The organism is Citricoccus sp., assembly GCF_032154715.1.
In the GTDB taxonomy this organism is placed as follows: domain Bacteria; phylum Actinomycetota; class Actinomycetes; order Actinomycetales; family Micrococcaceae; genus Citricoccus.
Genome location: NZ_JALDXU010000012.1, coordinates 21,282 through 43,453, shown reverse-complemented (window position 1 = coordinate 43,453; position 22,172 = coordinate 21,282). Strand labels below are relative to the sequence as shown.

The following is a 22,172-nucleotide window of genomic DNA, read 5'->3' as shown; positions in this document are numbered from 1 at the left end:
GAGGGGTGCCCCCTCACCCGAACGGGATTTCACCGCGCAGAGAATCGAGGTCCCTGACCGGCTCGAGCCCCGTCCTCTCGATGAGCTTCCGGGCCGGTTTCACCGACTCCCAGACGTTCCACAGCAGAACGCCCCGGACCGCGCCGATCTGATTGACGTAGTAGACCACACCGGTGGAGTGGTCCGGTTGGCGGTCATCACCCACGGCCCAGTCCTCGACCATCCGGTGGCGGGTGTCCACCTCGCCGACGGCCTCATAGCCGAAGTCGAACAGATCAGACCAGAAGAACGGCGTGGTGCGGTAGGGGCGGTCCGCCCCGGCCATGTTGCGCCCGGCTACCGTGCCCATGGTCTCGGCCGCGGCCGCGTGCTCCACGCGGCGGACCCCCAGCAGCCGGTCCGGGTAGCGGGCCACATCTCCCGCCGCGTAGATGCTGTGCGCCCCGGTGCGCAGGTGGTCGTCCACCAGAATTCCGTCGTCCACCGCGAGCCCGGCGGCCCGGGCCAATTCGGTGCGCGGGGACACGCCCACCCCGACGACGGCCGCGTCCGCCGAGATCTCGGTCCCGTCCTCGAGACGGACCGTCACCCCCGCCCGCCGGGTGGAGCCGCCGGCGAGCCGGCCGAGCATGAGTTCGACACCGCGGTCGCTGAACTCCCGGGTCACCGTGTGGGCCAGCGACTCGGGGAACAGGTGGCCCAGCAGCGGGACGGAGGTGACCACCAGGGTGATCCGGACCCCGTTCTGGGTGAGGGCGGCGGCGAGCTCGGTGCCGATGTACCCGCCGCCCACCACCACCACGTGGAACCCGGGCCGGGCGAGCTCGCGCAGCCGCCGGTAGTCGTCCACGGTCCGGTAGTAGAGGACTCGCGCGCCGGGTTCGAGGCCGGTGAGACGGGGTTCGGCCCCGGTGGCCAGCAGCAGCTTTCCGTAACGGACCCGTTGCCCGCCGCCGAGGGTGAGCGAGCGGTCGTCCGGGGTCAGGGATGTCACCGTGGTGCCGAGGTGCAGTTCGGTGCGCTCGTCCGGGGCCTTCGCGGCACCGGGCGCCTCGGAAAGCAGGAGGGATTCGTCGAGGCGGGCGTCCTCCTGCAGCCACAGAGTCTTGGAGAGGTCCGGGCGGTACACCGGGGCGGAGGAGTCCTCGCCGAACACACCGATGCTGCCAGCCTGGTCCTCCTGGCGGATGCCGTCGATGGCCTTGGCGGCGGCCATCCCAGCACCCACGATCACGTAGTCATAGGCGTCCCGGACGGCGTGCGGCCGGGTGCCGGCCAGCCACTGCTCCAGCGTGACCTCGTCCACGATCCCACCCTCCGGAATGAGCCCGCCCGAGGCGATGGCGCGGCCGAACAGGGGCACCTCGAGGATCCTCTTCGGGCTCTTCCCGCCGAGGGAACCCCGCACCGCCAGCATCCGCCGCGCCACGTCGGCCGCCGTGGCGACCTCCGGTCCGCGGATGGCCACCTCCCGCACCTCGTGCCCCGCCCGCCCGTCCGGCTTCCGGGCCACCTCGTCCGCCACCAACCGGGCCACGGAGGCCGCGGAGACGGCCGCCATGCGCATCGTCGGAAGGATGGCGACCGGTCCCAGGGTGGTCCGCCGGAGGATGGTGGGGACCAATTGGAACCACTGCGTCGAATGGATGATGGTCACGGGCAGCCCCGAGGAACGGTAGGCGTGCTCCTGAGCCGCCTTGCCACGGTAGTACCCGTATGCCTTGTTCACGGCCGGATCGGCCGCCCCCGCGATCGAGACGCAGACCAGCCGCCCGACGCCGGCCCGGCGGGCCGCCGCGCAGATGTTGCCGGCCGTCGTCGTGAAGTATTCGATCGCCGCGGCCGCGCTCAGGGTCTCCCGGTTCAGCGCATCCACCACGGCGTCCGCGCCGGCGAGCGCCGCCTCGAGCCCCTCGCCCGTCACCGCATTCACCCCGGAACTGCGGCTGGCGGCGAGAACCTCGTGGCCGAACTCGCGCAGGCGCGCGGTGATGAGAGTTCCGATGGTTCCGGTGGCCCCGAGCACGACGACCTTCATGGTCCGCATGGTAGGGGCGCTGGCCCCGCGGATGTCAGGTTCCGTCGCCGTGCGTGTCCACAGGCCGGGAAAGGCTCGACCGTGTCAGGGTCGGCGCCAGGCCTCGCTGTCCAGGTGCGATCCGGCCATCGGGCCCATGGTGAGCATGCCGCCGTCGACGGCCCAGGAGGCACCGGTGACATAGCCGGCGTCGGGACCGCACAGGAAGGCCACGGTCGCCGCCACCTCCCGGGCATCCCCCGGGCGGGCGACGGGGATGCCGGGGCGGCGCTTGCCCTGCGTCACCGACTCATCCTCCTGGCCCGTCATCGGGGTGGCGATCTCCCCCGGGGCCACGGCGTTCACCGTGATGCCGTACTCCGCCAGCTCCAGGGCCGCCACCTTGACCAGCAGACCCAGCCCGCCTTTGGCAGCACAGTACGGTCCGGCACCCACGCGGGGCGCGTGCTCATGGACCGAGGTGATGGCGACGATGCGCCCGGCCATCCCGTCGGCCACCATCCGCCGCGCAGCCGCCTGCAGGCAACAGAAGGCGCCGTCGAGGTCCACTCGCAGCACCTGTTGCCACGTCTTGAGGTCTAAGTCCAGCAGCCTGGTCGCCGTACCGGTGCCGGAACACAGGACCAGCGTGTCCACCCCGCCCATCGCCTCGGCGAGGTCGTCCACCAATGCGGTCCCGTGGGTGGGATCAGTCAGATCCAGGTGACGGACGTGGGCCGTCGCGCCAGCGGCCTCCACCTCGGCGGCGGTGGACTCAGCGCCGCTGCGGTCCTCATGCCAGGTGAGGCCCACCTGGCGCCCCGTTCGGGCCAACGCGACGGCGGTGGCCTTCCCGATGCCGGAATCCGCACCGGAGATGATGATCCGCCGGGGCTCGAAGGCCGGCGGACGTTCTGCCGGGGCCCAGGCCGCCATCATCGGGAGACCAGCTTGAAGGTGGCAGGCCTGCCATCGTGTTCCTCCACCCAGCGGCGGATCTCTTCGTGGTCGGTGGTCGTGGTACTAGTCGATGCCATGGTGTCCCTCCCGGGGCAGATCGTCCTCGGGGCGTGCCCCGCGTGGGTCCACCGTGGAGCGCCGTGGCCGGGGCAGTCAACACCTCTATGACCGCACGGGCCACAGCATCCACCCGCCGGCCACCAGGCAGCCGGCGCAGACGAGCCAGAACACCCCGGTCCACACCACGGCCGGCACCTGCGTCAGACGGGACAGCTGGTCGACGTCGCTGGCCAGGCCCGCCGTGGAGCCGCTGCGGCCACCGGCCGTGGCGCGCATCCGGCGCCGCTGCCTCTGCAACTCCATCACGGAGCGAGGCGCCGCCAGCAGTAAGGAAAACACCACCAGGTACGCCGCCGCCACGAGGATCACGGGAGGGGCCAGCCAGGACAACGCCCCCACGGCCACCCCGGTCGCCAGCACCACCCACAACCCGTAGAGGTTGCGGATCATGAGCAGCATCAGCGCACAGGTCAGGGCCAGCAGCCACAGCCACCCGGCGGCATAACCGGCCCCGACGAGCCAGGCGCCCGCCAGTCCCACCAGCGCGGGGGCCGGATAGCCGGCCGCTAGGGTCAGCACCATCCCGGGCCCGCGCGGCCTGCCGCGGGACAGGGTCACGCCCGAGGTGTCCGAATGCAGGCGGATGCCACTGAGCCGCCGACCCGCGAGCACCGCCACCGACGCGTGCCCGGCCTCGTGCACCAGGGTCACCCCGTGGCGCACCACCCGGTAGCCGGGCGGCGTCCAGGCCGACACCAGCGCGACGACGGCCATGGCCAGTACGATCCGCCAGTCCAGTGGTGCGTGGGCAGTGGTGGCCCGCGCCCAGAGATCCGCCACGAGATCCATCAACAGGTCCATCGGCGGTGCGAGGGGCACGGAGGTGCCGTGGGCACCGTCAGAACCCGCCGGCGTCGGGGGCCATGTTGGAGAATCGCGAGTAGTGGCCCTGGAATCCGAGCACGATGGTCTTCGTGGGGCCGTTGCGGTGCTTGGCCACGATCAGGTCCGCCTCGCCCGCCCGCGGGGACTCCTTGTCATAGATGTCCTCGCGGTGCAGCAGGATGACCATGTCCGCATCCTGCTCGATCGAACCCGATTCACGCAGGTCGGACACCTGCGGCTTCTTGTCCGTGCGCTGCTCGGACCCACGGTTCAGCTGGGACAGCGCGATCACTGGCACGTCGAGCTCCTTGGCCAGCAGCTTGAGGGCACGGGAGAACTCGGCGACCTCCTGCTGGCGTGACTCAACCTTCTTGCCGGAGCTCATCAGCTGCAGGTAGTCGAGGATCACGAGCTTGAGGTCGTGCTTCTGCTTCAGGCGGCGGCACTTGGCGCGGATCTCCATCATGGACATGTTCGGGGAGTCGTCGATGAAGAACGGGGAGTCGTTGAGCCGGCCGACGGTGGCGGCGATCTTGGACCACTGCTCGTCCCGGATGGTGCCCTTGCGCAGGTCCTGCAACGCGATGGTGGCCTCGGCCGAGAGCAGGCGCATCGCGATCTCGTTCTTGCCCATCTCGAGGGAGAAGAACACGGAGGTCATGTTGTTCTTGATGGCGGCGGCCCGCGCGAAGTCCAGGGCGAGGGTGGACTTGCCGACGGCGGGACGGGCGGCGATGACGATCATCTGGCCGCCGTGCAGGCCCTGGGTCAGCTCGTCGAACTCATAGAAGCCGGTGGGGACACCGGTCATGCCCTCGCCTTGGGACCCCGCAGCCTCGATCTCGTCCACCGTGTGCTCGAGGATCCCGGACAGGGCCACATAATCCTCGGACTGCCGGGTCTCGGCGACCTTGTAGATCTCCGCCTGGGCCTCGTTGACGATCTCCTCGACCTCGCCGTCCTGGCCGTAGCCCATCTGGACGATCTTGGTGCCGGCCTGGACGAGGCGGCGGAGCACGCCCTTCTCCCGGACGATCTCGGCGTAGAAGCCGGCGTTGGCGGCGGTGGGGACCGATTGGATGAGTTCGTGGAGAACGGCCGGGCCGCCGATGCGGGAGAGTTCCTGCCGCTTGTTGAGCAGGTCTGCCACCGTGACGGCGTCAGCGGGCTCACCGCGGCCGTAGAGGTCGATGACCGCCTCATAGATCATCTCGTGGGCCGGCTTGTAGAAGTCGTTGCCCCGCAGCAGTTCCACGACGTCCGCGATGGCGTCCTTGGAGAGCATCATGCCCCCGAGCACGGACTGCTCGGCCACCAAATCCTGCGGTGGAAGAAGATGGGCCCGCGAGCCGCCGGCGCCGTCGGTGGAATCAAAATCCTCTGATGCCAAGTACTCGATTCCCTTTCCCATACCGGACGGCCCGGCAAACTCCTCGCGGTGCGAATGTCCCCAGAGGAATCCGCCGCACCGGTTGTCCCGAAGCGACGGATTCCGCAGACGATGTCGTGCCGGATGTGCGCCGTGAACCCCAGCCAATACCCGGCTCCGCCTGAAGGGGATACCCCGAGACACTACTCGCCGGTCGCCCCTCCCTCAACCGGGTATTCCACACGACCTGTGGATAACGTGTGGATTCAGCGGCGTGTTGTGTGCACAGTGTGGGGACAACTTCGGGGATTAACCTGTGTATTCCTGCGCATTCGTTGTCTGACAAGGGCTTACAGGCTTTTCAGGCTGTGGATAGAAAAGAATTTGCTTGGGGATTACGGGCGGTGATCTAGCACCACCAGCGCCATTGATGCAACCCGAGGGCCTCACTCTTCAGAGTTATCCACAGTTTGTCCACATGGTTTGTACCCGCGGTTGTATGCTCCAATACCGCTGGTTGCGGCCACCCGGGGAGCCTATGACCACCCGAGTTGTCACATCTGTCACGCCGGACACCCGTTCAGCGCCTATCGGCCTCCTGGCGATTTCACATTCCCTCCCGGTGAAGGGACTGGAATGATAGGCGCATGGCCGGCTATGAGAACAAGACGAAACCCACCCAGGCACCCGTCCAGGAGTTCATCGCGCAGGTGGAGCATCCCGTCCGCCGTGCCGATGCCGAGGTCCTGGACGAGATGTTCCGACGCGTGACGCGAGAGGAACCCGTCATGTGGGGACCGACCATGGTCGGTTACGGCAGCTACCACTACGAGTATGAGTCTGGGCACCGGGGAGATGCCCTTGCTGTCGGCTTCGCCCCGCGGAAGGCCAGCCAGTCCCTGTACGGCCTCCTCGTGCAGCCGGAGGCCCCCGAACTGCTGTCCCGGCTCGGCAAGCACAAAGTCGGCAAGGGGTGCCTCTACGTGAACACCCTGGCGGACGTGGACCTGCTGGTTCTGGAAGAACTCATGCAGACGGGCTACCGCCACATGACGGAGGTCGTCGATCAACCCCGCACCGACGGCTAACGCGGACCCGAGCCCACGGGCGGGCCGACAATTCCGGTGAGCCGGTTAAAGGCCGCGGGGGGTCCTGAGAACCGACGTGGACCATCTGGCCACTCCGTCGGTTACATCTGCAACTACTTCTGCAGTTACTTCTTCTTTGCCTTGGCTGCGACGACGTCCAGGTCGATCACGGCCAGGACATCCTCGTGCAGACGTGCGTGGGCCTGGAACCGGCCGGTCGCCTTGATGGCGGACGGCAGGGTCACGACGCGCTTGTCGATGCTGCCGCGGCCTGCGGCCTCGACAGCATCAGCCACGTCGGCGGCCTTGACGGCGCCGAACAGGCGGCCGCCCTCACCGGCGGTGACCTCGAGCTTGACCGCGGACGCCTGGAGCTGTGCAGCCAGGGCCTGAGCCTCCTCGAGGGACTTCACGGCGCGGATCTGGCGGGCCGTCTTGATCGACTCGACCTGCTTCTCCCCACCCTTGGTCCACGGGGTCGCGAAACCGCGCGGCAGCAGGTAATTGCGGGCGTAGCCGTTCTTGACGTCGACGACGTCACCGGCGGAGCCCAGGCCAGTCACTTCCTGGGTCAGAATGAGCTTTGCCATCTGGTATCTGTTCCTTCCTCGACTCGGTCGATCAGCCGCGGCCAGCGCCGGAGTAAGGAAGCAAAGCAACCTCACGGGCGTTCTTGATGGCCTGGGCGATCTTGCGCTGCTCCTGCACGGTCACGCCGGTCACGCGACGCGCGCGGATCTTGCCGCGGTCGGAGATGAACTTGCGCAGCAGTGCAACGTCCTTGTAGTCGATGACGGTGATGTCAGCGGCCTTCAGGGGGTTGGACTTTGGTTTGGGCTTACGGATTTCAGCCTTCGCCATCGTGGTGCTCCTTCGATATTCGGGAGCCCGCAGAACGGTTCTGCGGGATGGGATCGCAGGTGGATCGCCACCTGCTGTGCCGTGCGGGAAACGGTTCCCGACGACATCCGGTCAGTCAGTGCCCGAGGGCACCGGAGGCCGGTGGGTGGGGCTGGTGGAACACCAGCCCTGGATGATGCGGTGTGGGCGCAGGTCCGGGATCAGAACGGAGGTTCGTCGTTGCCCGGGGTCTCCCAGGATCCGGCGGAGCTGGAAGAGCCACCCCACGGATCGTTCTGCTGGCCGCCGCCGGCACCCCAGCCGGCGTTCCCGCCGCCCTGGCCGCCGGGGCTGCCCCCCTGGTTGAAGCCGCCGCCACCCTGACCGCCGCCGAAGCCACCACCGGAGTTGCCACCGAAGCCGCCCCCGCCGGAGCGGTTGGACTTGGTGACCTTGGCGGTGGCGTAGCGCAGCGAGGGACCGATCTCATCGACGTCCAGCTCGTACGACGTACGCTTCTCGCCCTCACGGGTCTCGTAGCTCCGGGCCTTCAGCCGCCCCTGGGCGACCACGCGGGTGCCCTTGGTCAGCGATTCGGCCACGTTCTCCGCCGCCTCGCGCCAGATCGACGCGCGGAGGAACAGGGTTTCCCCGTCCTTCCACTCGTTGGACTGGCGGTCGAACGTCCGAGGCGTGGAGGCGATGGTGAAATTCGCCACGGCAGCACCCGAGGGGGTGAACCGAAGCTCCGGGTCGGACGTCAGGTTTCCAACAACGGTGATGACGGTTTCTCCGGCCATGATGCCTCCTGTAGTGCCTAACGTCCGTGCCGTCCGGCGGTGATATCGGCGTGGGTGTGCGGCTTCCCAGAGGATGCCAACACGGGAATTACTCTGCGGTCTCCGCGGAGATCTTCTGCTCTTCCGGGCGAGTGATCTTGGTGCGGAGGATGGTCTCGTTCAGACCCAGCAGTCGGTCCAGCTCCTTGGAGGTCTCCGGGGAGCTGGTGAAGTTGATGACCGCGTAGATGGCCTCAGCCTTCTTCTGGATCTCGTAGGACAGGCGACGCCGGCCCCAGAGATCGAACTTGTCCACGGAGCCGCCGTCCTTGGTGACGACCTCCAGGTACTTCTGCAGGGTCGGTTCAACGGTGCGCTCATCCACTTCGGGATCAACCAGCACCATCAGTTCATATGCACGCATGCGAACCCACCTCCTTTGGGCTGACGGTCACGGTACTTCCGTAACAGGAGGTTCTGTGCGATGGATCTGCGCGGAGCCCGTCATGGGACGGCACGCAGAAAACCTTGGCTATCCTACCCTGTGCCCGCGCTGGCCGCGAACCGGAATCCGGGGGATCGATCCCAGTCTCACCCGCTCCGGCCCACCGGCACCAGCCCCGGGCACAGCACTGTGGACAACGCACCGCACCCCTGCCTTCGGTGCAGTGGTGCTGATCAGACGCCGTTGTAGAAGGCGGTGGCGGCCCCGGCCAGCCGTGCCGGGTCTTCGGCGCCGCACATCTCGCGGGCCGAGTGCATGGACAACAGCCCGATGCCCACGTCCACGGTCCGGATGCCCAGCCGGGTCGCGGAGATCGGGCCGATCGTGGAACCGCACGGCACGCCGTTGTTGGACACGAACTCCTGGAACGGAACCCCGGCCACCCCGCACCAGCGGGCGAAGGCGGCAGCCCCGGCGGCATCCGTGGAATAGCGCTGGTTGGCGTTGATCTTCAGCAGCGGGCCGCCGTTGGCCCGGGGGTGGTTCACCGGGTCGTGCCGTTCGGCATAGTTCGGGTGGACCAGGTGCCCGGCATCGGCCGAGAGCAGCCACGAGCCCGCGAACGACCGTGCGGCTCCCTGACCCGACACGCCCATGACGTCCAGCACCCGGCGCAGCACGTCCTCGAGCACGGGACCGGCCGCACCGGAGCGGGACGCGGAGCCGAGTTCCTCGTGGTCGAAGGCCGCCAGCACCGGGATCACCGGCGCCCCGGCGGACTCGCCGGACACTCCGTCCGCCACCACACCCCCCGCGCTGGCGTCCGCACCGGAGGCGCTCAGGGACTCCAGGGCCACCAGACCGGCGTGGACGGAGGAGAGGTTGTCCAACCGGCCGGAGGCGAAGAGCTCACCGGAGGCCCCGAACACCCCAGGGGCCTGGGTATCGGCCATCACGACGTCGAAGCCGGCCACCTCGTCAGCGTCCAGTCCGGCGGTGCGCGCCAGGACGGCCAGGATGTCGGTCGGCAGGTCCGCGTTCCGTCCGCCGTGGTCTCCCACCGGCACGGCGCCCCAGACCGGATGCAGGTGCTGCTGCCGGTCCAGCTTCAGGCCGTTGTTGACCTCACGGTCCAGGTGGACGGCCAGTTGCGGGAACCGGGCGATCGGCCCGGTGCGGACCAGGTGTTCCCGTCCGTCCACGGTCACCATGCGGCCGGCGAAGCAGAGTTCACGGTCCAGCCAGGAGTTCAGCAGGGGTCCGCCGTAGACCTCGACTCCGGCCTGCAGCCAGCCCTCCCGGGCGGTGGACGGCCGTGGCTTGAGTTTGAACGTCGGTGAATCGGTGTGCGCTCCCAGGATCCGGAACACCGGGGTGGCGGAGGTGCGGCCGGCGTCGGGAATCCGCCAGGCCATCACGGCACCGTCCCGGACCAGGACATACCCGCCCGGCTCCGCCGGGAAATCCAGGCGCTCGTCCACGCGGGCATAGCCGGCGGCCTCGAGGCGGCGGGCCACCTCGGCGGCGGCGTGATAGCTCGAGGGACTGGCCATCACGAAGTCGGCCAGATCCTGCAGGTACGCGGGAAGGTCCGGGGTCAAGCGGGGTGCGTCGGTGTCCGGTGCGGTCATGGCCCTACCGTACTGGGGCGTGGCCCTTGAGCAACCAGGGGGCCCGGTCGGGAGCATCGTCGTAGAGCCCTCCCAAGGGATCGTCCACGGGGAGCCTGCGGGCCTCGGAGGGATCGAAGCCGAGCGATTCCAGCCGGGCGGCGGCCGCAACCCGCCCCTGTCCGGCGTTGCCCGTTCGCCAGATCCGCCCACCGGGCAGGGACGCGCGCACCGGGTCCTCCCAGGGGTGGAGCATCTGCTCGACCACCCGGAACATCAGGTAGAGGGTGGCGGCCATGTGGCCGAGGATCGCCAGCACGTAGAACGTGTCGTCCATGGAGTGCTGGACCTCGGAGCCCGAGGCCCCCTTGGCCAGGTACATCCAGATGGCCCAGAAGTGCAGGACCTCCAGGAACTGCCAGATCAGGAAGTCGCGCCAGCGTGGGGCGGCGAGCGCCGCGAGGGGGATGAGCCAGATGACGAACTGGGGCGAGTACACCTTGTTGCAGAGCACGAACGCGGCCACGATCAGGAAGGCCAGGTGAGCCACCCGAGGCCGGAAGCGGCACAGCACGCCCAGCGCGAAGATGGCACAGCAGCAGGCGAAGAAGGCGCCGTAGGCCAGCAGGGACAGCTGCTCGGCGTTGATGGTCGGCCCGCCGATCTTGCCCATGGTCACGTCCCATGCGTGCCAGACCGAGCTCAGCCCCGGGCCGCGCTCCCCGGAGAAGGTGAAGAACACGCTCCACGCCTGGACGTTGCCGATCATCATCGGCAGGTTGACCGCCAACCAGGCCGCCACGGTCCCCAGTGCGGCCCAGAGGAACGGCGCCCACTTCAGGGAGCGGACCGCCAGGATGAGCAACGCGCCGAGGATCAGCAGCGGATAGAGCTTCATGGCGGCACCAAGGCCGAAGAAGATCCCGGCCAGCAGAGGCCTGCGGCCGCCGAACAGCCACATCCCCACCGCCAGCAGCGCGACCGCCCAGAGATCCCAGTTCACGGAGCCGGCCAGGATGATGCCCGGGGCCACGGCCACCATGAGCGCATCCCACGGCCGCCTTCCGGCGGACTTGGCCGTGACCACCACGGTGACGATCCACAGCACCGCGGTGAACACGAAGTTCACATCCCAGTAGGCCAGCGAGGGGTTGAGGTCCGAGAACGGCAGCGTCTGGGAGATCACCGCCGCGATCGAGGCCACCACGGACATCAGCACCGGGTACTCGAAACTCGCCCCCGCGGCAAAGGGGGCGAACGGGTCCTCGGCGAAGCCGCGGCCGCCGTAGAGGGCTGACCAGTCCGAGTAGCAGCCGGCGTAGTACACCGTGGGCTGGCCCCAGCCGTTCAGCCGGCAGGGGGACTTCAGCAGCACAGCGACGATCGCCGAGAGGGTGGTCAGCAGGATCAGGACCCGCATGGGCGTGAAGAAGGTGCCCGCCATCCGCCCGGGGACGGTGTGCCGGCCTACTGGCCCGCCGAGCATCTCGCGCATCCGGCGCACCAGCCCGTCCGTGCGGGACGGGACGGAGGCCGGGAGCGGACGGCCGGCGTCGTGACCGCCGGGTGTGGTGGACGGGGCGGCCCCGGCCTTCCGCGGGCCGGGGGCCGGGGTGCGCAGGCTCATGGGCCCCATCCTACGGAGGGGGAACGGCCCCGAGGGGAGGCGGGGAACGGCCGGAAGCCGAGGGCGGGAATAGCAAGGGTCCCAGCACCGTTGGACACGATGCCGTCCGCGGGCGTCATCCGGCGTAAAGTGGATGGGGTTGTGCCGCGCCCACTCGGATCGTCGGCACCCACCAGCGTTGAGTCCCGGAGTGCGGGACCCGGTCCGCCGCGCCCGGCGTGCGGCCCCAGGACCATCAGGACAACAAGGAGTACCGGTGTCTAAGAACCCGATTCGTGTGGCCATTGCGGGCGTGGGAAACTGCGCCACCTCGCTGATCCAGGGGGTGGAGTATTACCGCAATGCCTCCGTGGACGAGAAGGTCCCCGGGCTCATGCACGTGAAGTTCGGTGACTATCACGTGGATGACCTCGAGTTCGTGGCCGCGTTCGACGTGGACGCCCAGAAAGTCGGCCTGGAGCTCTCCGAGGCCCTGACCGCCTCCCAGAACAACACCATCAAGATCGCCGATGTCCCCGCCACCCAGGTGACCGTGCAACGGGGTCCGACCCTGGACGGTCTTGGGAAGTACTACCGCGAGACGATCGAGGAGTCGGACGCCGAGCCGGTCGACGTGGTCCAGGTCCTCAAGGACACTCAGGCCGACGTCATGGTCTGCTACCTCCCGGTCGGCTCGGAGGAGGCCGCGAAGTTCTACGCCCAGGCCGCCATCGACGCGAAGGTCGCCTTCGTCAACGCCCTGCCCGTCTTCATTGCGGGGACCCCGGCTTGGGCCGAGAAGTTCACCGCCGCCGGCGTGCCGATCGTGGGCGATGACATCAAGTCCCAGATCGGCGCCACCATCACCCACCGCGTGATGGCGAAGCTCTTCGAGGACCGCGGTGTCACCCTGGACCGCACCTACCAGCTGAACGTCGGCGGCAACATGGACTTCAAGAACATGCTCGAGCGTGAGCGCCTGGAGTCCAAGAAGATCTCGAAGACGCAGGCTGTCACCTCCAACACCTCCGCGAAGCTCGGCGAGGATGACGTGCACATCGGTCCCTCGGACTACGTGTCCTGGCTGGATGACCGCAAGTGGGCCTTCGTCCGCCTCGAGGGCCGCAACTTCGGTGACGCCCCCGTCTCCCTCGAGTACAAGCTCGAGGTCTGGGACTCCCCGAACTCCGCCGGCGTCATCATCGACGCCGTCCGTGCGGCCAAGATCGCCCTGGACCGCGGCATCGGCGGGCCGATCCTCTCGGCCTCCTCCTACTTCATGAAGTCCCCGCCGGTCCAGCACCATGATGATGAGGCCCACGAGCTCGTGGAGGCCTTCATCCGCGGCGAGATCGAGCGCTGAGCCTCCTCACCACTCTGCTCGACTGGCGCTGAAACTACCCACCGGTAGGGGTGTCGCACGCCACAAGTCAGGTGCTATCCTCCAATGGTGCCCTGATCCGTCAGGATTCGGCGCGCTTCCTTGTCGGCTTTTCCGCTCTTCACGGGCGGACAGACTCATCTGAAGGAGGTGGGGAAATTGATGATCTATGGAAATGACTCTGAGAACGGTGGCTACACCGCGTCCGGCGTCCCTCTGGCCTGGCCAGGAGTCGCCGCCATTCATCTGTCCAACCCCGCCTCCGCGCTGACCGCAACCAGCTGAGCTTCCCCTTCCCGGACCCTTCCCGTCCTGGAAGAACCGTAGAGCAGGACTCGCCTCCAGACACCCGTCTGGTCGACGTCCCCCAGCCGCTTGCCCATCGCTGAGGCCCCCACCCAGGGAATCCCAGCCATGTCTGTCCATCTCTTCACAGCGTCCGACGCCCCCACGTTCCTGACCGGACCCCCTTCAGCCACGGAAGGGGGTGACAGCACGTGAGTGAGCACTTCGATGACCACCGCGGCAAACGCCGGCGGTCCGGCAAGCAGCGCTTCGGGACCATCTTCCGCCCGGCACCCTTCCTGCCTGACCAGGAACGGTCCCCGAGCCGGGACGACATCCCCTTGCCGCCCGACTTCATCATCTTTCCCCGGTGACCAGCCGTCCCGATCCGCATCCGGCGGTCGACGGAGACCTCGGATCGGCCCCCGCGGCCGGTTCGAGGTCCTCCGTCGGCCGCCACGCTCGTTTCCGGGACGGGGGGGCAGGGCCCGTTCCCCGCTCCGTAACGTCTATGCGAGGATCACCCCCATGAACAACGCCGAGATCTCCGCGGCCGCGACGCTCGAACCGGTGGCCGACGTCGCCCGCCGGACCGGGATCCCCGCCGACGCGCTCATCCCCTACGGCCACTACATGGCAAAGGTGGACACCCGGCTCCTCCCGGGTGGCGCCGGGAACGGCACTCCCAGCACCCCGAACCGGCTCGGCCGGGTCGTGCTGGTGACCGGCATCAGCCCGACGCCGGCCGGTGAGGGGAAATCGACCGTCACCGTCGGCCTCACGGACGGCTTGAACCTCTTGGCGCAGGCCGGGGACGCCCCCGCGGCCTGGGCGGGCAAGACCGCCATCGCCGCACTCCGTGAGCCCTCCCTCGGCCCCGTTTTCGGCATGAAGGGCGGCGCCACTGGCGGCGGATACGCGCAAGTGGTGCCGATGGAGAACATCAACCTGCACTTCACGAGCGACTTCCATGCCATCACCTCAGCCCACAACCTGCTCTGCGCCCTCGTGGACAACCACCTCCACCGGGGCAATGCCCTCGGCCTCGATCCGCGGACGATCTCGATCAAGCGGGCCCTGGACATGAACGACCGAGCCCTCCGCGAGACCATCATCGGCCTCGGCGGCCGCACCGAGGGGGTCCCCCGGGAGAACGGCTTCGAGATCACGGTGGCCACCGAGACCATGGCGGTGTTCTGCCTGGCCACCGACCTCGAGGACCTCAAGGACCGGTTGTCCCGCATCATCATCGGCCGGACCCGTGACCAGCGGCCGGTCACGGTCGGGGATCTGGGGCCGCACGGTGCGCAGGGGGCCATGGCGGTGTTGCTCAAGGACGCGCTCCACCCCAACCTCGTCCAGACCCTGGGCGGCTCGGCCGCCTTCGTCCACGGTGGGCCCTTCGCCAACATCGCCCACGGGGCCAACTCCATCACCGCCACCAACACCGCCCGGAGGCTCGCCGACCTGGTGGTCACCGAGGCCGGATTCGGCGCGGACCTGGGGGGTCAGAAGTTCATGGACATCACGTCCGTGGCCGGGGGCTTCCCGCCGGCGGCCAGCGTCATCGTCGCCACGGTGCGGGCCCTCAAGCTCAATGGCGGGATGGCCCTGCGGGAGCTCGACCGGAACTCCGGGGGCGCGGAGCAGCACCATCTCGAGGCGCTGGAGGCCGGTGTCGCCAACCTGGCCCGGCATATCGAGAACATGGCCGCCTACGGGGTGCCCGTGGTCGTCGCGATCAATCGATTCCCCCAGGACACCGAGGCCGAACTGGACTGGCTGACCGGCTGGTGCGCGCGCCGGGGCGTGCCCGCCGCGGTGGCGGAGGTCTGGGCCCGCGGCGGGGCGGGTGCCCTCGGCGTGGCCCGCCGGCTCCTCGAGGTGCTGCCCGCCGAGGGCGTGGACTCCGGCTGGCATTCCCTCTGGACCGCGGACATGACGGTCGCGGAGCGGATCGAGGCCGTGGTGACCCAGATCTACGGCGGATCCGCGGTGGAGTATGCACCCGCCGCCGCCCGGCAGCTCGTCGAACTGGCCGAGGAGGGCTGGGACCACCTGCCCGTGTGCATGGCCAAGACCCAGTACTCGTTCACCGATGACCCGGCGGTCCTGGGGGCACCCAGCGACTTCACCGTCCTGGTCCGGGAATTGCTCCTGCGGCCGGGCGCCGGCTTCGTGGTCGCCCTGACCGGCGCCGTGATGACCATGCCCGGGCTGCCGAGGGAACCTGCGGCCGACTCCATGGACGTGGACGCGGACGGCATCGTCACGGGCCTCTTCTAGCGGACTGACTCCGGCTGCTCGGCCCACCAGCGCAACAGCTCGGCCGTCGCCGTCTCCTCATCGTGCGGACCCTCGTCCAGGCGGTACTCCAGCAGGTGCTGGTAGGCGCGCCCCACCACGGGTCCGGGCTTGATCCCGAGAATCCGCATGACCTGGGACCCGTCCAGGTCCGGCCGCACCGCCTGGAGCTCCTCCCTCTCGGCGATCTCCACCATGCGCCGTTCCAGGTCGTCGTACGCGAACGCCAGCCGCTCGGCCTTGCGGCGATTGCGCGTGGTGACGTCCGAACGGGTCAGGGCGTGCAGCCGCGGCAGCACCGGGCCGGCGTCTGCCACGTAGCGGCGCACGGCGGAATCGGTCCACCCCGCGTCTCCGTAGCCGTAGAACCTCATGTGCAACTCGACCAGCCGGGCCACCGCCTTGATCGTGTCGTTGTCGAACTTCAGCGCCCGCATCCGCTGCTTGACCAGCTTGGCCCCCACCACGTCGTGGTGGCGGAAGGTCACCGCCCCGTTCGGTTCGAAGCGCCGGGTCGCGGGCTTGCCGACGTCGTGCATCAGGGCCGCAAAGCGCAGGACGAAGTCCGGCGCGGCAACATAGGTGCCCGAGGGCGGTGCGAACCGTTCTGCGTCCGCCTCACCCTCGCGGTCGTCGGCTGGCCCGCCGCCCTGGGTGGGCCCCCCGGCCCCGGCTGGCCCGTCGGCCGACGCTTCCGGGTGCTCCGCCTTCCACCGCTCCTCGAGCTCGGCGGGGTACTCGTGGTCCATCGCCTGCTCCAGGACCGTCAGCGAGTGCTCGTAGACGTCCTTGTGGCGGTGGTGCTCGTCCGTCTCCAGCTCCAGTGCCGGCAGCTCGGGCAGCACGTGCTCGGCCAGGCCGGTATCCACGAGCAGGTTGAGGCCGTCCCGCGGACGGGTTCCGTTGACCAGCTTGACCAGCTCGTCCCGGACGCGTTCGGCGGAGATGATCGTGATCCGCTCGGCCATCTCGGTCATCGCCTCCACCACGGAGGGGTCCACGCCGATGCCCAGCTGGGAGGCGAACCGGGCGGCACGCATCATCCGCAGCGGGTCATCGGAGAAGGAGTCCTCGGGCGTCCCGGGCGTGCGCAGCAGTCCGGCGGCCAGGTCCTTCACCCCGCCGAACAAATCCACGAGGTCCAGGGAGGGCAGCCGGATGGCCATCGCGTTGACGGTGAAATCGCGGCGCAGCAAATCCTCCTCGAGGGAGTCCCCGAAGGCGACCTGCGGCTTGCGGGAGTCGCGGTCGTACTTCTCCGCGCGGTAGGTGGTGACCTCGAGTTGCCAGCCACCCTTCGAGAAGCCGATGGTGCCGAATTTCCGGCCGATGTCCCAGTGCGCATCCGCCCACTTCCGGGCGATCCTCAAGGTGACATCCGGGTCCGCGTCGGTGGTGAAGTCCAGGTCCGGGGACACCCGGCCGAGGAACAGGTCCCGGACCGGGCCGCCCACCAGGGACAGCTCGTGTCCGGCGGACTCGAACAGCCGCCCCAGTTCCAGGACCACGGGGGGAAGACCGGCACCGGTCGGGAACCCCACGGGCAAGGCGACGAGGTCGGTTCGGTCAACCAGGTCGGCGAGGTCACCGCCGGAGGGCTGGACACCGGCGCGGGCGGGCGAGCCGGACGAAGGAGAGGAGGGAGCGGTGGGATTCATCGTGTGCTTAAGGGTGCCAGATCCAGGGGCCCGGTGAGGACCACCGGTGTGCTGACTCCAGTGGTGCCGGATGCGGTTCCGGTTCGGCCCGCTACAGTGGAATGCATGGCTCATCCCGTTCCGAGCGCCCCCAAGCGCACTCCGCTCACCGCATCGGTGGGCCGGCGTGTGCCCCGGCGCCCGGGACAACCGGGCACGCCCGGCGAGTCCCCCCAGGGCTCCCTGCCCACGGTGGAGGAGATCTCCGCCGGCGGACTGGTGGTGCGCCGGTTCGGCGGCCGGCTCGAGGTCGCCATCATCGCCCGGTACAACCGCGGCGGCCGGCTGGAGTGGTGCCTGCCGAAGGGCCATCCGGAGGGCGTCGAGTCGCACGGCGCGGCGGCCATCCGCGAGGTCGAGGAGGAGACCGGGATCGCCGGGGACATCCTGGCGTCGCTGGGATCCATCGACTACTGGTTCACCGTGTCCAGCCACCGCGTGCACAAGACCGTGCACCACTACCTCCTCCGGGCCACGGGCGGCGAGCTGACCACGGAGAACGACCCGGACCATGAGGCCGTGGACGTCGCCTGGGTCGGCCTGGACGTGCTCAACGCCAAGCTGTCCTTCCCGAACGAGCGCCGGATCGTGGACCTCGCGCGGGACGTGCTCCCCGACTATGAGGACAGGTTCCAGGACCTGTCGGACTCCGAGCGGTGAAGAACACCCCCACCACGACGCCGGACACCCCGGACCGCGGCGATTCCGCCGGTCCGCGGCGCACCGGCTCCGTGCCCCCACGCCGTCCCGGGAACACCGCCCGTCCTTCTGCTCCGGTTCCCGCTCCTGACCCCGCTCCCGTCACCGCGTCCGACCCCGCTTCAGCGTCCGCTTCTGTCACGTCCTCGGCCGCTGCCTCCGAGGCGGACAGCACGGCGAAGTCCAGTGCCATCATGGCCGCGGGCACGCTGGTGTCCCGCATCCTCGGTTTCGTCCGCACGGCCCTGCTCACCGTGGCCATCGGTTCGACCGCCATGGCCGCGGACATTTTCGAGTCCGCGAACACCATCCCGAACATCATCTACATGCTGCTGGCCGGCGGCGTGTTCAACGTGGTGCTGGTCCCACAACTCATCAAGGCGGCCAAGAAGCCGGACAAGGGCTCCGACTACACCTCGAGGCTGATCACCCTCGCGGTGCTGGTCATGGCCGCGGCCACCCTGGTCATCACGCTCGCGGCCGCCCCCATCATGGTGGCCCTGACCAGCAATTGGTCCCCGGCGATGCTGACCCTGGGCACGGCGTTCGCGCTGTGGACCTTTCCCCAGATCTTCTTCTATGGCGTGTACGCGGTGCTGGGGCAGGTCCTCAACGCCAACGGCCGTTTCGGCGCGTACATGTGGGCCCCGGTGGCCAACAACGTGGTGGCGATCGGTGTCATCGGCCTCTACCTCGCGATGTTCGGCTCCTACCAGGCCGGCGGCGATCAACTGGCGGAGTGGACCACCGGCCAGACGGTCCTGCTGGCCGGCGGGCACACCCTCGGGATCGTGGTTCAGGCCCTCGTGCTCTTCATCCCGCTGAGCCGGCTCGGGCTGGGGCTGAAGCCGAAGTTCGGCTGGAAGGGCATGGGACTGCGGTCCACGGGCAAACTCGCCGGGTACACCCTCGTGACCATGATGGCCGGCAACGTCGTCAACCTGCTGGTCGCCCGCCTGGTCTCCGGTGCCACGGAGGCCCGTGCCTCCCTGGGGGAGGCCAGCACGTCCGGAGGGCCGTTCGAAGGTCTGGACCCCGCCGTCGTCGAGGCCTCGATTCCCGGGCTCATGGCGTTGAACATCGCCCAGCTGATCACCGTGCTGCCCCATTCGGTGTTCGTCCTGTCCCTGGCCACCGTGCTGTTCAACCAACTCGCACGGTCACTGCACCGGGACGATGTCCCGGGGGCCCTGGCCACGATCAGCCGGGGCCTGCGGAACTTCGCGGTGCCGATGATGTTCTCCACCGTCGTGGTGCTCGTCCTCGCTGGGCCGCTGGGACGCGTCTTCGCCGGCTCCTCGGAGACCGCTGCGGCCTCCGCCGTGGCCATCGGACAGCTGCTCATCCTGCTCGCCCTGGGCATGCCGTTCCGCTCGGCGCACATCTATCTGATGCGCCTGTTCTATGCGGCCGAGAACGCGCGGATCCCCATGCTGGTGCAGGTCGGGACCGCGGCGTGCACGCTGGTCATCGCCTACGTTGCCTCGATCTTCATGCCCAGCTGGACCATGGCCTACCTCATGGTCTCCGTGTTCACCCTCCTGCACGTGGGCCAGTTCGTCGCCGCCCATATGCTGGTCCGCCGCCACTATGGGGACTACGGCTCCGGCGAGGTCCTGGACGCCTACCTGCGCACCGGTGTGGCCGCCGTCGTCTCCGGCCTGGCCGGCGCCCTCGTGCTGTGGCTGATCGGAGGGTACTCCGGCGGGTTCCCGTGGTCCACGATCATCACCGCCCTGGTGAGCTGCGCCGTTGTCGGACTGGTCATGATGGTGGTGTACTTCGTGATGCTCCGCGCCATGCGGCTACCCGAGCTGACCGAGTTCCTCGGGCCGCTGGCCCGGAAAATCCCCGGGTTGGCCCGGTAATTTCCTGAACGGCCGTCCGGCGGTTCACCGCGCACCAACCCACCCGCGGCCGTAGCATGGACCCGACCGCACCCGGGCCCGCCCGTGGCCGGCCACTGCCCGCAGTGGCGCCAGAGGCACCCCCGTCCACCTGGACGGCCATACCCAACCGTTGGCCCGGGCCACCGACCTGGAGGAACACCGTGCCGCAGCCCATTGAAGAGGGAATGGTCCTCGGGGGCCGATACCTCGTCACCGGACATGTGCTGACGTCAGCCGACCAGGACATGGTGCTGGACGGCCGCGACCAAGTCCTGAACCGCGATGTCTCCATCCTGGTCGCCTCCTCCGAGCACGCCTCCCAGGTGGCCGCGTCCGCCCGCGAACTCGCCACCGGTGAGCGCCAGGGCACCATCCAGGTCCTCGACCTCGGCCTGAGCGAGGGCCGCACCTACCTGATCGCCGGCGGCAATCCGGCGCCCGAGGACCTGCTGGACATGACCCGTGAGCAGCAGGTCTACGTGGAGCCCTTCTATACGGACACCCTCGGCTCGGAGATCTTCGGCGAGGCCCGCACCTACGAGCCGCAGGTGTACGAGGACGATGAGGAGTACTACGAGGAGCTGGACGACAGCTATACCGGACCGGAGACGGAGACGCGCCGCCCCAAATTCCTCCGCGGCATCTCCGACCGCCTGAGCCAGCGGCTCGGCTCCGATGACGCCGCCCGGGACGCCGTGGACGGCAGGACCGCCGCCGGTGCGGTGGGTGCCGGTGCCGCCGGCGCCACGGCGGCGAGGAACGCCCAGGGGCACGACGACGGCCCTCGGGACGGGCACGATCCGTACCGATCCGCGGTACTCCGACCCGATGACACACCCTTGCCGGAGACGGTCAACGACACTGATTGGACCGGCGCCCAGGACGAGGTCACCGCGACGTCTTCGGCTGCCGACCGGAACGCTGCCGCGACCTCCGCGTCGCCCGCGATGGGCTCCACCTCCGATGAGGGGCGCGATGCGGGGCGCGAGGATTCCTCGGAGGACCGCGTCGAGTTCCAGGACACGGGCGAGGACACGGGTGAAAAAACGGGCGAGACCCCCACGGCCGCGGTCGCCGCGCCGGCCATCGGCCGCCACAGCCCGAAGCCGGGGCGGGAACCGCAGCAGCGCGCCGCTGAGCGTCCCAAGGTCACCCTGTGGGACGACGCCCCCCACGAGCCGTCCCGCGACGATCACGCGGCTGCGACGGGTGAGCCCCACCCCGACGACCGCCGCGGTGCCGGTGTCCTCGGGGCCGGCGTCGCTGGCGCTGGGCTGGCCGCCGGTGCTGGTGCTGCCGGCGCCGGCGGCTCCCGTGGTGGGACGGCAGGCGGATCGAGCCGCCATCCGGGCACGGACCACAGCGACGACGATGACTACCCCGAGTTCGACGACTACGAGGAGCATGAGGACGACGACAAGCCGAGGGGTGCCCGCTGGCTGGTCGGCGGAATCCTCGTGCTGCTCCTCGTCCTCGGAGCGGTGTTCGCCTTCAACATCCTGGACAACAATCGCAATCCGGAGGCGGGCGGGGGCGAATCCACCACCCCGGGGTCGTCGCCGGCCGAGTCCTCGCAGGAGCAGACCCCAGGGTCACAACTGCCGGAACCGGCCATCGTCTCGGCCACCCGCGTGGTGCCGGACGACGACGGCCTCAGTGCGGAGACGGACTCCACCCTGCCCAACGCCATCGACGGCAATCCCGCCACGGCCTGGCAGACCTACACCTTCGCCCAGCCCGCCTTCGGCGGCTATGCCTCGAGCATGGCCCTGGTGATCGAGCTGGAGGAGCTCAGCGCCGTCTCCCAGGTGGACATCACCCAGAACAACGGCAGCGGCGGCTCGTTCTCAGTGCTGCTCAGCGACACCCCGGAGATCGACGACGCCCGGCAGATCGCCGAAGGTTCCCTCACCGGGCCCGAGGTCAGCGTGCCGATCCCAGATGAGGGCGGCGCGCCGGCTCAGGCACAGTACGTGATCATCAACTTCACCGAACTGCCTGAGCTCTCCAATGCCACGTCCGACCGCCCCTACGGACTGAGGATCGCCGAGGTCGAGGTCAACTGACCGGGGACTGCGGAGGGCCTCACCCGCGCCCTCCGCAGGACGGAAGACGTGCCTCCGCGTCCAGTGGAGCACGCCTAGGATGGGGGAAGCGATAGCCCGGCTGTCCCCAGGCCGTCCAGGTGACGAGGGAACGTCGAGGTGATGCCAGGACATCTGCTGGACGGGAACAGGCTTGGAATAGGTTTCTCCCGG

General features: G+C 69.0%; 18 protein-coding genes. 7 read left to right on the top strand and 11 right to left on the bottom strand.

Annotated features, from left to right (window positions below; genetic code table 11):
* Nucleotides 1-13: 13 nt before the first annotated feature.
* The 4 genes from RUH65_RS03905 to dnaB all read right to left on the bottom strand — a co-directional run bounded on the left by RUH65_RS03905 (nucleotide 14) and on the right by dnaB (nucleotide 5,333).
* Entirely contained in the window at nucleotides 14-2,038 is a 2,025-nt protein-coding gene (locus RUH65_RS03905) for an FAD-dependent oxidoreductase (RefSeq protein ID WP_313815882.1), read from the bottom strand.
* An 84-nt stretch (nucleotides 2,039-2,122) separates the two neighbouring features.
* Nucleotides 2,123-2,956 (bottom strand): SDR family oxidoreductase, encoded by an 834-nt coding sequence (locus RUH65_RS03900; RefSeq protein WP_313815881.1) that lies wholly within the window; start codon nucleotides 2,954-2,956, stop codon nucleotides 2,123-2,125.
* A gap of 183 nt (nucleotides 2,957-3,139) precedes the next feature.
* Nucleotides 3,140-3,916, bottom strand: a complete 777-nt coding sequence (locus RUH65_RS03895; protein ID WP_313815880.1) for a M50 family metallopeptidase — start codon at nucleotides 3,914-3,916, stop codon at nucleotides 3,140-3,142.
* A 19-nt stretch (nucleotides 3,917-3,935) separates the two neighbouring features.
* Nucleotides 3,936-5,333 carry a replicative DNA helicase gene (gene dnaB / locus RUH65_RS03890; RefSeq protein ID WP_371300600.1) on the bottom strand — a complete coding sequence of 466 codons (1,398 nt, stop codon included), beginning with the start codon at nucleotides 5,331-5,333 and terminating at the stop codon, nucleotides 3,936-3,938.
* A gap of 605 nt (nucleotides 5,334-5,938) precedes the next feature.
* On the opposite strand from dnaB, the gene RUH65_RS03885 reads away from it, so the two are divergent.
* Complete coding sequence (locus RUH65_RS03885) at nucleotides 5,939-6,379, top strand: DUF1801 domain-containing protein (RefSeq protein WP_313815879.1); 441 nt, start codon at nucleotides 5,939-5,941, stop codon at nucleotides 6,377-6,379.
* A 125-nt stretch (nucleotides 6,380-6,504) separates the two neighbouring features.
* On the opposite strand, the gene rplI is transcribed toward RUH65_RS03885, so the two are convergent.
* The 6 genes from rplI to RUH65_RS03855 all read right to left on the bottom strand — a co-directional run bounded on the left by rplI (nucleotide 6,505) and on the right by RUH65_RS03855 (nucleotide 11,680).
* A complete protein-coding gene (gene rplI / locus RUH65_RS03880) occupies nucleotides 6,505-6,969 on the bottom strand; it encodes a 50S ribosomal protein L9 (protein WP_313815878.1) in 465 nt (154 codons plus the stop codon).
* A gap of 31 nt (nucleotides 6,970-7,000) precedes the next feature.
* Nucleotides 7,001-7,240, bottom strand: coding sequence for a 30S ribosomal protein S18 (rpsR, locus tag RUH65_RS03875; RefSeq protein WP_010144869.1), 240 nt, complete (start codon nucleotides 7,238-7,240; stop codon nucleotides 7,001-7,003).
* Nucleotides 7,241-7,440: 200 nt separating this feature from the next.
* The gene (locus RUH65_RS03870) at nucleotides 7,441-8,019 is read right to left on the bottom strand and encodes a single-stranded DNA-binding protein (protein ID WP_313815877.1); all 579 of its coding nucleotides are present in this window, start codon (nucleotides 8,017-8,019) and stop codon (nucleotides 7,441-7,443) included.
* Between the two features lie 88 nt (nucleotides 8,020-8,107).
* Nucleotides 8,108-8,422, bottom strand: a complete 315-nt coding sequence (gene rpsF / locus RUH65_RS03865) for a 30S ribosomal protein S6 (RefSeq protein WP_115932459.1) — start codon at nucleotides 8,420-8,422, stop codon at nucleotides 8,108-8,110.
* A gap of 254 nt (nucleotides 8,423-8,676) precedes the next feature.
* The gene (locus tag RUH65_RS03860) at nucleotides 8,677-10,074 is read right to left on the bottom strand and encodes a M18 family aminopeptidase (RefSeq protein ID WP_313815876.1); all 1,398 of its coding nucleotides are present in this window, start codon (nucleotides 10,072-10,074) and stop codon (nucleotides 8,677-8,679) included.
* Nucleotides 10,075-10,078: 4 nt separating this feature from the next.
* A complete protein-coding gene (locus RUH65_RS03855) occupies nucleotides 10,079-11,680 on the bottom strand; it encodes a glycosyltransferase 87 family protein (protein WP_313815875.1) in 1,602 nt (533 codons plus the stop codon).
* A gap of 256 nt (nucleotides 11,681-11,936) precedes the next feature.
* On the opposite strand from RUH65_RS03855, the gene RUH65_RS03850 reads away from it, so the two are divergent.
* The 3 genes from RUH65_RS03850 to RUH65_RS03840 all read left to right on the top strand — a co-directional run bounded on the left by RUH65_RS03850 (nucleotide 11,937) and on the right by RUH65_RS03840 (nucleotide 15,611).
* A complete protein-coding gene (locus RUH65_RS03850; protein ID WP_313815874.1) occupies nucleotides 11,937-13,022 on the top strand; it encodes an inositol-3-phosphate synthase in 1,086 nt (361 codons plus the stop codon).
* 515 nt (nucleotides 13,023-13,537) lie between these two features.
* Nucleotides 13,538-13,699: a hypothetical protein gene (locus tag RUH65_RS03845; protein WP_170144596.1), complete on the top strand. Its 162-nt coding sequence runs from the start codon at nucleotides 13,538-13,540 to the stop codon at nucleotides 13,697-13,699.
* A 154-nt stretch (nucleotides 13,700-13,853) separates the two neighbouring features.
* Nucleotides 13,854-15,611, top strand: a complete 1,758-nt coding sequence (locus tag RUH65_RS03840; protein ID WP_313815873.1) for a formate--tetrahydrofolate ligase — start codon at nucleotides 13,854-13,856, stop codon at nucleotides 15,609-15,611.
* Here the strand turns inward: RUH65_RS03840 and RUH65_RS03835 are convergent.
* Complete coding sequence (locus RUH65_RS03835) at nucleotides 15,608-17,287, bottom strand: HD domain-containing protein (protein ID WP_313815872.1); 1,680 nt, start codon at nucleotides 17,285-17,287, stop codon at nucleotides 15,608-15,610. The genes RUH65_RS03840 and RUH65_RS03835 overlap by 4 nt on opposite strands.
* Nucleotides 17,288-17,392: 105 nt before the next feature.
* On the opposite strand from RUH65_RS03835, the gene RUH65_RS03830 reads away from it, so the two are divergent.
* The 3 genes from RUH65_RS03830 to RUH65_RS03820 all read left to right on the top strand — a co-directional run bounded on the left by RUH65_RS03830 (nucleotide 17,393) and on the right by RUH65_RS03820 (nucleotide 21,980).
* Nucleotides 17,393-17,986: an NUDIX hydrolase gene (locus RUH65_RS03830; RefSeq protein ID WP_313815871.1), complete on the top strand. Its 594-nt coding sequence runs from the start codon at nucleotides 17,393-17,395 to the stop codon at nucleotides 17,984-17,986.
* Nucleotides 17,983-19,893 (top strand): lipid II flippase MurJ, encoded by a 1,911-nt coding sequence (murJ, locus tag RUH65_RS03825; protein ID WP_313815870.1) that lies wholly within the window; start codon nucleotides 17,983-17,985, stop codon nucleotides 19,891-19,893. The genes RUH65_RS03830 and murJ overlap by 4 nt, the downstream gene beginning before the upstream one ends.
* 182 nt (nucleotides 19,894-20,075) lie before the next feature.
* Nucleotides 20,076-21,980 (top strand): hypothetical protein, encoded by a 1,905-nt coding sequence (locus tag RUH65_RS03820; RefSeq protein WP_313815869.1) that lies wholly within the window; start codon nucleotides 20,076-20,078, stop codon nucleotides 21,978-21,980.
* The last annotated feature ends 192 nt before the right edge of the window (nucleotides 21,981-22,172 follow it).